General features: G+C 62.2%; 8 protein-coding genes and 2 pseudogenes. 9 read left to right on the top strand and 1 reads right to left on the bottom strand.

Going from position 1 to position 8,850, the window contains the following annotated elements; translation table 11 throughout:
• Positions 1-147 precede the first annotated feature (147 nt).
• The gene (locus tag PG5_RS29910; protein ID WP_020800821.1) at positions 148-1,179 is read left to right on the top strand and encodes an NAD(P)-dependent alcohol dehydrogenase; all 1,032 of its coding nucleotides are present in this window, start codon (positions 148-150) and stop codon (positions 1,177-1,179) included.
• A 74-nt stretch (positions 1,180-1,253) separates the two neighbouring features.
• On the opposite strand, the pseudogene PG5_RS29915 reads toward PG5_RS29910, so the two are convergent.
• Positions 1,254-1,464, bottom strand: a pseudogene (locus PG5_RS29915) (ABC transporter substrate-binding protein); the annotation flags it as partial.
• Here PG5_RS29915 and PG5_RS29920 point away from each other — a divergent pair.
• From PG5_RS29920 to PG5_RS29955, 8 genes and pseudogenes are all read left to right on the top strand, one after another.
• Positions 1,452-1,757: pseudogene (locus tag PG5_RS29920) on the top strand (LysR substrate-binding domain-containing protein); the annotation flags it as partial. The pseudogenes PG5_RS29915 and PG5_RS29920 sit on opposite strands and share 13 nt — an antisense overlap.
• A 104-nt stretch (positions 1,758-1,861) precedes the next feature.
• Complete coding sequence (locus tag PG5_RS29925) at positions 1,862-2,713, top strand: putative selenate ABC transporter substrate-binding protein (protein WP_020800824.1); 852 nt, start codon at positions 1,862-1,864, stop codon at positions 2,711-2,713.
• A complete protein-coding gene (locus PG5_RS29930; protein WP_020800825.1) occupies positions 2,710-3,507 on the top strand; it encodes a phosphonate ABC transporter ATP-binding protein in 798 nt (265 codons plus the stop codon). Before PG5_RS29925 ends, PG5_RS29930 begins: the two co-directional genes overlap by 4 nt.
• A complete protein-coding gene (locus tag PG5_RS29935; RefSeq protein ID WP_020800826.1) occupies positions 3,501-4,328 on the top strand; it encodes an ABC transporter permease in 828 nt (275 codons plus the stop codon). Before PG5_RS29930 ends, PG5_RS29935 begins: the two co-directional genes overlap by 7 nt.
• Positions 4,325-5,092 carry a phosphonate ABC transporter, permease protein PhnE gene (phnE, locus tag PG5_RS29940; RefSeq protein WP_020800827.1) on the top strand — a complete coding sequence of 256 codons (768 nt, stop codon included), beginning with the start codon at positions 4,325-4,327 and terminating at the stop codon, positions 5,090-5,092. The genes PG5_RS29935 and phnE overlap by 4 nt, the downstream gene beginning before the upstream one ends.
• 152 nt (positions 5,093-5,244) lie before the next feature.
• Positions 5,245-5,664 carry an organic hydroperoxide resistance protein gene (locus tag PG5_RS29945; protein WP_020800828.1) on the top strand — a complete coding sequence of 140 codons (420 nt, stop codon included), beginning with the start codon at positions 5,245-5,247 and terminating at the stop codon, positions 5,662-5,664.
• Positions 5,665-6,257: 593 nt separating this feature from the next.
• Positions 6,258-7,388, top strand: coding sequence for a PAS domain-containing protein (locus tag PG5_RS29950; RefSeq protein ID WP_020800830.1), 1,131 nt, complete (start codon positions 6,258-6,260; stop codon positions 7,386-7,388).
• A complete protein-coding gene (locus tag PG5_RS29955; RefSeq protein WP_033043092.1) occupies positions 7,385-8,821 on the top strand; it encodes a sigma-54-dependent Fis family transcriptional regulator in 1,437 nt (478 codons plus the stop codon). The genes PG5_RS29950 and PG5_RS29955 overlap by 4 nt, the downstream gene beginning before the upstream one ends.
• Positions 8,822-8,850: the final 29 nt, after the last annotated feature.

The raw sequence follows: 8,850 nt of genomic DNA on the forward strand, positions 1-8,850 counted from the left end.
CGTTACCGCAGGAATGGATAGGTGCACAGTCAACAAAATCCAGGTCAGCTGCCAGGACGCCTTCGCCAACAAGTCTGCACGCCGCACCGCTGGCTAGCTCCTACAATGCTTGTGCGCCGCCCCTTTCCCTGGATCTGGAGGTACACCATGAGCGACAACACCGAACTCACCACCTTTACCGGCTGGGCCGCCACCGCGGCGGGCGCGCCGCTGGAGCGCTACAGCTATGATCCCGGCCCGCTGGGGCAAGAAGAGGTGGAAGTCGCCGTGGAGTACTGCGGCGTTTGCCACTCCGACCAGTCATTGATCGATAACGATTGGGGCATCAGCCACTACCCTTTCATCCCCGGCCACGAAGTGGTGGGCCGAATCGTGCGCGCGGGTGCACAGGTGCACGGTCTCGAAGTGGGACAACGGGTGGGTATTGGCTGGTACAAGGGCAGTTGCATGCATTGCTCCTCATGCATCGAAGGCTCACATAATCTGTGCCGCACCGCACAGCCGACCATCATCGGCAGCAACGGCGGCTTTGCCGATCGACTGCGTTCCCACTGGGCCTGGGCCCTGGCAATACCCGATGGTCTCGATCCGGCGATGGCCGGACCGCTGTTCTGCGCAGGCTCCACAGTGTTCAACCCGCTGCTGGAGTTCGCCATCAAGCCCACCGACCGGGTCGGTGTGGTGGGCATCGGTGGCCTCGGTCATCTGGCGCTGCGCTTCCTCAACGCCTGGGGCTGTGAAGTGACTGCCTTCACGTCATCAAAGGGTAAGGAGGACGAAGCCAGACGCCTGGGCGCGCACAAGGTCGTCGCCTCCACCGACAGCGACGCCTTGAAAGCCATTGCCGGCAGCCTGGATTTTCTCCTGGTCACCGCCAATGCCGACCTCGACTGGCCGGCCATGCTGGCGACCCTGCGCGGTAAAGGACGCCTGCATTTCGTCGGTATCGTGCCCAACGCCATCCCGGTGCATGTATTTGACCTGATTCCCCAACAAAAGAACCTGTCCGCCTCACCGGTCGGCTCGCCGAGCAACACCGCGACCATGCTCGAGTTCTGCGCCCGTCATCAGATCCTGCCGCAGGTCGAGATGTTTCCCATGAGCCAGGTCAATGCGGCCATCGATCACCTGCGCAGTGGCAAGGCGCGTTACCGCGTCGTGCTCGATGCCAGCAAATGACACAAGGCGCATCGGGTTATCCCGATGCGCCTTGCGCTACAGCGTTGTACCCGTGCGGGCAGTGGTCGATGACGTCAGGGCGCGGTGGCCGTCTTGAATTTGGTCCAGGTACGCATGCGCGCCCGCATGTCCGCCTGGGGGATATCCTTGCCGGGAATCAGCCGCGCATACGTGGCTTCGTCGATGTAGATGTCAGGGTTGTGTTGCTGATGGCGGCCATGTTCTTGGGCGCATGACGAAGTTGATGAATGTATAGGCATGCTCCGGATGCCTGGGCGGTGGAGGCCGGCATGGATGTCGGCCAGCAGGATCAGGGGATGAACTTCTCCGATCCCGGTCTGTTGCTGGATGCGGCTTGCGCGGGGCTCGGCATTGCGCTGGTCAGCCAATTGCTAAGCCGGCAAGCCTGTGCCAATGGCTTGCTGCAGCCGCTGGTGGAACCGACCATCCGCGGACCTAATTGGGCCCTGCTGACCCATCGTGATAGCGAGAACAGTGCGCGAAGCTTCAGCGATTGGTTGCTGCGCCAGCTACAAGCCCAAAACCCGGAAACGGGTAGTGGGAACAATGGCCCGTAACCCTTACAATCGCCGCACTTCGTCTACCCTCAACAAGCACCTGACGGCTATTCATGCGTGTCAGGCGCTTGCACATATTTGCGCTAATGAACCGGAGAACTTCCATGCTCAAACGCACCCTGGCCTTGGCTGTCGGCTTGACCCTGTCGCTTTCCACCCTGCTGGCGCAGGCGGCCGACACCCTGAAGGTCAGCGCCATTCCGGATGAAGCCCCCACCGAACTGCTACGCAAGTTCCAGCCCCTGGGCAGTTACTTGGAACAGCAATTAGGCATGAAGGTCGAGTTCGTGCCGGTCAGTGACTACCCGGCCGTGGTCGAGGCGCTGGCCACTGACCGGATCGACATGGCCTGGCTGGGTGGTTTCACCTTCGTCCAGGCGCGGCTGAAGACTGGCAATGCCATTCCCTTGGTGCAGCGCGAACAGGATGCCCAGTTCACCAGCAAGTTCATCACCGCCGACCCGAACGTCAAGTCTCTCGCCGACCTCAAGGGCAAGACCTTCGCCTTCGGTTCGGTGTCCTCGACGTCTGGCAGCTTGATGCCGCGCTATTTCATGCTGCAGGACGGCATCAAGCCGGAAACGTTCTTCAGTCGCGTGGGCTACTCCGGTGCCCATGACGCCACCGTTGCCTGGGTCCAGGCGGGCAAAGTCGACGCCGGTGTGCTGAACGCCAGCGTCTGGGAAAAGCTGGTCAAGGCCGGCAAGGTCGACACCAATAAGGTCAAGGTCTTTGCCACCACCCCGGCCTACTACGACTACAACTGGACCGTGCGCGGCACCCTCGACCCGGCGCTGGCGGCAAAGATCAAGGCCGCCTTCCTCGCCCTCGATCCTGCGAACCCTGAGCAAAAAGCGATCCTGGACTTGCAGGCTGCCAGCCGTTTCATCGAGACCAAGCCTGAGAACTACAAGGGCATCGAGGAAGCCGCACGCGCCGCCGACCTGCTCAAATGACCTTGCACCTGACCCGGGTCAGCCTCACCCACGCCAACGGCGTACAGGCGCTGCACAGCCTGGACTTGCACATCGAAGCCGGTGAACACGTCGCCATCATCGGCCCGTCCGGCGCTGGCAAGTCGAGCCTGCTCAACGTCCTTGCCACCGGCCTGCGCCCTGGCAACGGCGAATTGCAGGTGCTGGGTGAACAGCCCTGGCATCTGTCGGCGCGCCAGCGCCAACGCCTGCGCGCGCGTATCGGCCTGGTGCATCAAGCACCGCCGCTGCCACCGCGCCAGCGGGTGATCACTGCGGTGCTGGCGGGAAAAATCGGCCAATGGGGATTGGGCAAGAGCCTGTTGAACCTGGTGCATCCGCTGGATGTCCCGGGGGCTCGCGCGGCATTGGCCAGGCTGGACCTGCACGACAAGCTCTTCACCCAGTGCCAGCAATTGTCCGGCGGTCAACTGCAACGCGTGGGCATTGCCCGGGTGCTGTACCAGGCCCCCGAGGTATTGCTGGCCGATGAACCGGTGTCGGCCATGGACCCGGTGCTGGCCGGCCATACGCTCAAGGTTCTCTGCGAGCATGCGCGCGAGCATGCCGTTACCCTGGTCGCCAGCTTGCACGCGGTGGACCTGGCGCTGGCGCATTTCTCGCGGATCATCGGCTTGCGTGACGGGCAGATTCTCTTCGACCTGCCGGCCAGCGCCGTCGACCGCGAGCAGCTCGATGCACTCTACGCCAACGAACAGTTGCAGCCCTCGCCGCCCCCGGTCCTCCCCTTGAGTGTGCAGATTCCCCGATGCTGAGCCGTGACACCCGTGACCCCGCCGCCCGACCACGCCTGCTCCTAAGCCTGTTGGCGATTGCCCTGTTGTGGCCGGGCATGCGCTTGAGCGAACTGGACCTGAGTGTGTTGCTGGCCAGTGACAACCGGGGCGAGATGGGTCGCTTTGTCGCGACCTTCTGGCCGCCCGCCCATGGCGCAGAATTCCTCGAGCTGTTGTGGCAAGCCACTTTGCAGACCCTGGCCATCGCCACGGCCGGCATGGCCCTGGCGCTGCTCCTGGCGATCCCCGCCAGCCTGCTGGCCAGCCGCGCGCTGTCGTTGTCGGCTGCGTCCCGCGCCGGTCGCCCGAGCCTGTGGGGGCAACTGCTGCGCTGGCCGGTGCGCGGCGTGCTGATTTTCCTGCGCAGCGTGCCGGAAATCGTCTGGGCGCTGCTGTTCGTGCGCGCCGTTGGCCTGGGCCCGACGGCCGGGGTCCTGGCCATTGCGATTACCTACAGTGGCATGCTGGGCAAGGTCTACGCGGAAATCTTCGAGTCGGTCGACCAACGCCCCGCCCACGCGTTGCTGCAAGCCGGCAGTGGTCGGCTGGCGGCATTCAGCTACGGGATCCTGCCCAATGTCGCGGCGGAATTGTTGTCGTACACGGTGTACCGGTGGGAATGCGCTATTCGCGCTTCGGTGGTGATGGGCTTCGTCGGGGCCGGTGGCCTGGGCCAGCAAATCGACCTGTCGATGCGCATGTTCGCCGGCGGTGAGGTGGCCAGCCTGTTGCTGACCTTCCTCGTCCTGGTGCTGTTCGCCGATCAGTTGAGCAGGCTGCTGCGCTGGAGGCTGGCATGAAGCGCCTGCTCAACCTGCTGCTGGTGCTGTGCATCGGCACCGCGGTGCTCACTTCGTTCCGCTACCTGGGCATCGACCTCGGTGAACTGGGCGCCAGTGGCAACCTGAAACAGATGGCCGCCTATGTGCAGCGCTTTCTCAGCCCGGACCTGAGCACGGGGCATTTGCAGGCCATTGCCCGCGGCGCGCTGGAAACCCTTGCGATGTCAGCCCTGGGCACGCTGTTGGCAACAGTGTTCGGCTTGCTGCTGGCGTTGCCCGCGGCGGGTCGATTCGGCTGGCCGTTGCAGGGACTGTCGCGCCTGATACTCAATGCCTTGCGCGCAATTCCGGAGCTGGTGTGGGCGGTGCTGATGGTCCTGGCCGCCGGGCTCGGCCCCAATGCCGGCACCCTGGCCTTGGCGCTGCACACGACCGGTGTGCTGGGCCGGCTATTTGCCGAAGCACTGGAAAATACCCCGCCAGAACCTGCCGATGCGATCCGCCTGCAGGGGGGCAACGCCATAGGGGCGTTCTGCTACGGCACCCTGCCCAATCTGTTCCCGCAGTTGCTGGCCTATATCCTGTACCGCTGGGAAAACAACATCCGCATGGCCAGCGTGCTCGGTTTCGTCGGTGCCGGTGGCCTGGGACAAATGCTCTACCTCAACCTCAGCCTGTTCCAGGAGGCCCAGGCCAGTACGGTCATACTCGCGATGCTGGTATTGGTGTTTGCCGTCGACACCCTGAGCAGCTGGAGTCGCCAGCGCTGGGTAAAAGCCTGAGCTTTTGTATCAATGTGTATTGATCGCCAGCGAACGTACACAGCGATACACATCCGTCGGTTCAGGACACATTTCCATGACATGAAGATGAAACAGTGGGTGGGTCGCACTTCAGCCAGGACTGAAGCCCCCAACCTCAGCAGGAGTCTTGCATGATCAATCAAATCGAAACTGTCCTTTACACCGGCAGGACCGTGACCACTGGCGGCCGTCAAGGCGAATCGCGAAGCGACGACGGCCGCCTGGACATCAAGCTATCCCCGCCCGGTTCTTCCGGTAGCGGCACCAATCCGGAACAGCTGTTGGGTGCGGGCTGGTCGGCTTGCTTCATTGGCGCCATGGGCAAGGCAGCCACTGCGTTGAAGGTGAGCTTGCCGGCTGACGTGAGCGTTGCTACTGAAGTGGACCTGGGCAATACCGGCAATGCCTATTTCCTTCAGGCGCGCCTGGATGTCAGCCTGCCGGGCCTGGACCCTGTGTTGGCCAGGACGCTGGTGGACGCGGCGCATCAGACTTGCCCGTACTCCAAGGCAACCCGTGGCAATATCGATGTCACGATCAACCTGGTATGACAGACAAACAAATGCCCCGGAGTTCGGGGCATTTGATCTTGGCTAGCTGTATATATCCAGCTGCACAAGTCGGCTTCAAGAGCCAAGTAGGTGGCCAGCGCTGGTCTCTGGCTTACGAGGTTTATCAGGACTCCCACAGCAACAGCAATAAGCGCTGTCCTGCTTCACACGGCATAAGGGCTGGATCTCAGCGCGGAGATCTTTCTAACCGTGTACCCTTCGGAGCGCGCCCCACGCGTCCTCGCTATCCGCTTGCGCATCAGTCTGCGTTCTCACCTACAACCTCAGATTAGCAAAACAACCGGCGTGTGGGCCGGTATTTTTAGATCGATTTTTTCCTGTAGGCGCCGGCTTGATGGCGAACGTGAATTTACCCACGCCTTCACTGACAGCCCAGCGCCTGCGCATCACCATTGATTTTTCAACACGCTGCGGGTTTGCCGATTATGCTGCAATAACGCAGCACTCGATCATCACGGTTGCGCGCATGCCCTCCTGTTCAATGGTTTTTGAGTTGGCATGCGAAATGCCCTGTCAAATTGCCCTGGCACTGTGCGCCCAGGTCCCATTAGCCGAATCGAGCCGATCCACCGATGGATATCCTGAATTTGCTGGCAAACAAAACCCAGCCCCTGACCAGTACCTTTGCCGCCGACGGACAACTGCTCAGCCTGTCCTCCAGCCTGAGCGATCAATTGGGCTATGCACCTGAAGAACTGCTCAATCAGCCGATCGAACGTGTACTGAGTCTCGAATCGTTGCGCACGGTACAGGCGCTGCTTGCCAACCCGCCCGCGGACGAGCTGGTCCACAGCCTGGAACTGACGCTGATACGGCGCAACGGCGGCCTGCTGCCTGTGATTGCCAGCGGATTGCTGCAATGGCGTGACGTGCAACCAGCCTGCCTGCACCTGTTGATGATTGCGCTGGGCACGCTGGGGCACCGGTTGCGGGAGATGCATAACGCCAATGAGGTGATGAACCAGATGCTGCAAAGCGCCAAGGTCGCCTATTGGTGCATCGAATTCGCCGAGGCGGTGGACATCAACCATGCCCCGGATGAGATTGTGCGCCAGGTGTTCGAAAACGACTCTCATTGGCGCCTGTGCAACCGGGCCATGGCCGAGGTCTACGAGATGCCGTCGGATGTCGATTTCAACCAGCAACCGGTGCGCCTGTACTGGCCGCGCAGCCCGGCCAACGAAGAATTCGTGCGACGCCTGATCGAGGCCGGGTTCCATGTCGACGGAGCACTGTCGGTGGATCGCCGCCACGATGGTTCGCCTGCCTACGTGGAGAACGACGTCCGGGCCACCATCGTCAATGGCCAGCTGTTGCGCATGTGGGGCAGTATTCGTGACGTCAGCCAGGAGTTGCGCATGCAGCACGATGCCGAGCAGCGCATCGACGCCTTGCGCCGGGTCTTCGATGCCGTGCCTGACGCGGTGCTGGTCATCGATGAACACCTGCAGCCGCAATGGCGCAACGCGGCCTTCGAGGACACCTTCGGCATCACCCATGGCGCCGGTATCGCCCGCTTGCTGCTGGACAATGCCTTGCCCGAACGCACCTGGCACAGCCTGCCCCTGCCGGATTTGAGCGGGCGCAGCCTGAACTTCAATGTGCATTGCTCGCGCATCCTGATTCGCGAAGGCGTGGCCTGGCGCGTGGCGGTGTTTCGCGCATGCCAGGGCGTTCGCACCCCCCAAGAGTTGCACCCATGAAAGACTCCAACCTGCCACCCACGCTGCAGATGGGCATGCGTTCTTCGGTCAATGTCAGCAGCGAAGTGCTGGGCGCGCTGCTGGAAACGCCGGCCTTGCATGCCTTGCTCGACAGCTTCAGCGAAGCGCTGATCGTCACTGACGGCGAGGGCCGATTGCGTTTTATCAACCTGGCCGCCGAACGCGTCAACCGCCTGTCCAAGCAGCAGGCCGTGGGGCTGTCCGAAAGTGATTTTTTCCAGCGCTCGGCGTTGAACTACGACGATTTGCTGGCAGCGTTGAACCGCGGTGGCAACAGTGCGTTGACCCGCTCTCGGGAAGGCCGGGTGCTGCTCAGCAGTACCCACGCGATCCCCACGGGGGCCTACGAAAAACCGTTCAGGATGCTCACCCAGAAAGACTTCGACGCCAGCCAGCCGCAGCGCCGGGCTTCGCTCAATACCCGGCCACCGGAGCCTCAAGGCCTGCGTGATCCCCAGGACAACGCCCTGCACCTGTCACCGCAGCTGTCGAGCATCGCCGACACTGGCGTTCGGGCTTTTCGCCGGCGCGCGCGTCTGTTGCTGCTGGGTGAACCCGGCGTCGGCAAGACCGCCATCGCCCGGCACATTCATCGTGCGGCTGGCTGGGGGGATCGTCCGTTCATCCACGTCAATTGCGGGAGCATCCCGGAGAGCCTGTTCGAGTCCGAGATGTTCGGCTACGAGCGCGGCGCCTTCACCGGCGCCCTGGCGGGCGGCAAGCAAGGCTATATCGAAGCAGCGTCCGGCGGCACCTTGTTCCTCGACGAGATCGGTGAGATCCCGCTACACGTACAGGCCAAGCTGCTGAAATTTCTCGAAGACAGCACCATCCAGTCGGTCGGCTCGCCCCTGAGCAAATCCGTGCAGGTACAGGTGATTGCCGCCACCAACAAGGACTTGCGTCATCTGGTGGACATGGGTGAGTTTCGCGCCGACCTCTATTATCGTCTTGCCGTGCTGCCGGTGGAGATTCCGCCGTTGCGCCAGCACCGCGATGACTTGCCGTTTCTCATCGACATCCTGCTGAGCCGAATCAATGGCGATCGCGTACCGTCCCTGAGCCTGTCCGCCGGGTGTCGCAAGCGTCTGCTGAGCTACGACTTCCCGGGCAACATTCGCGAGTTGGTGAACATCTTCGAACGCCTGGCGGTGCTGGCTGACGATGAGGCGCAGGAGCATCACCTGCCGGCTGAACTCCTCCAACCGGTGCGTTCACGGGAACAGTCAGCCCCCTCGGTCGTGCAGGATGAAGCCTCGGACGACCCTCAGCAAAACCTCAAGCTTCAGGTTCAGCATTTTGAACGGCAGGTGATTTTGCGCGCGGTGCATTTGTGTGGGAGCAAGCGTAAGGCTGCGCAGCATTTGGGGATTGATATAGGGACGCTGATTCGTAAGCTGCAACGGGATTGACTGGGGGGATGGAGTACATATCCATTGCT

Source organism: Pseudomonas sp. G5(2012) (genome assembly GCF_000408945.1).
Classification (GTDB): Bacteria; Pseudomonadota; Gammaproteobacteria; order Pseudomonadales; family Pseudomonadaceae; genus Aquipseudomonas; species Aquipseudomonas umsongensis.

Coding starts and splice junctions, on each gene's coding strand:
- PG5_RS29955 (WP_033043092.1), top strand. CDS start 7,385: ATGAAAGACTCCAACCTGCCACCCACGCTGCAGATGGGCATGCGTTCT.
- PG5_RS29930 (WP_020800825.1), top strand. CDS start 2,710: ATGACCTTGCACCTGACCCGGGTCAGCCTCACCCACGCCAACGGCGTA.
- PG5_RS29910 (WP_020800821.1), top strand. CDS start 148: ATGAGCGACAACACCGAACTCACCACCTTTACCGGCTGGGCCGCCACC.
- phnE (WP_020800827.1), top strand. CDS start 4,325: ATGAAGCGCCTGCTCAACCTGCTGCTGGTGCTGTGCATCGGCACCGCG.
- PG5_RS29925 (WP_020800824.1), top strand. CDS start 1,862: ATGCTCAAACGCACCCTGGCCTTGGCTGTCGGCTTGACCCTGTCGCTT.
- PG5_RS29945 (WP_020800828.1), top strand. CDS start 5,245: ATGATCAATCAAATCGAAACTGTCCTTTACACCGGCAGGACCGTGACC.
- PG5_RS29935 (WP_020800826.1), top strand. CDS start 3,501: ATGCTGAGCCGTGACACCCGTGACCCCGCCGCCCGACCACGCCTGCTC.
- PG5_RS29950 (WP_020800830.1), top strand. CDS start 6,258: ATGGATATCCTGAATTTGCTGGCAAACAAAACCCAGCCCCTGACCAGT.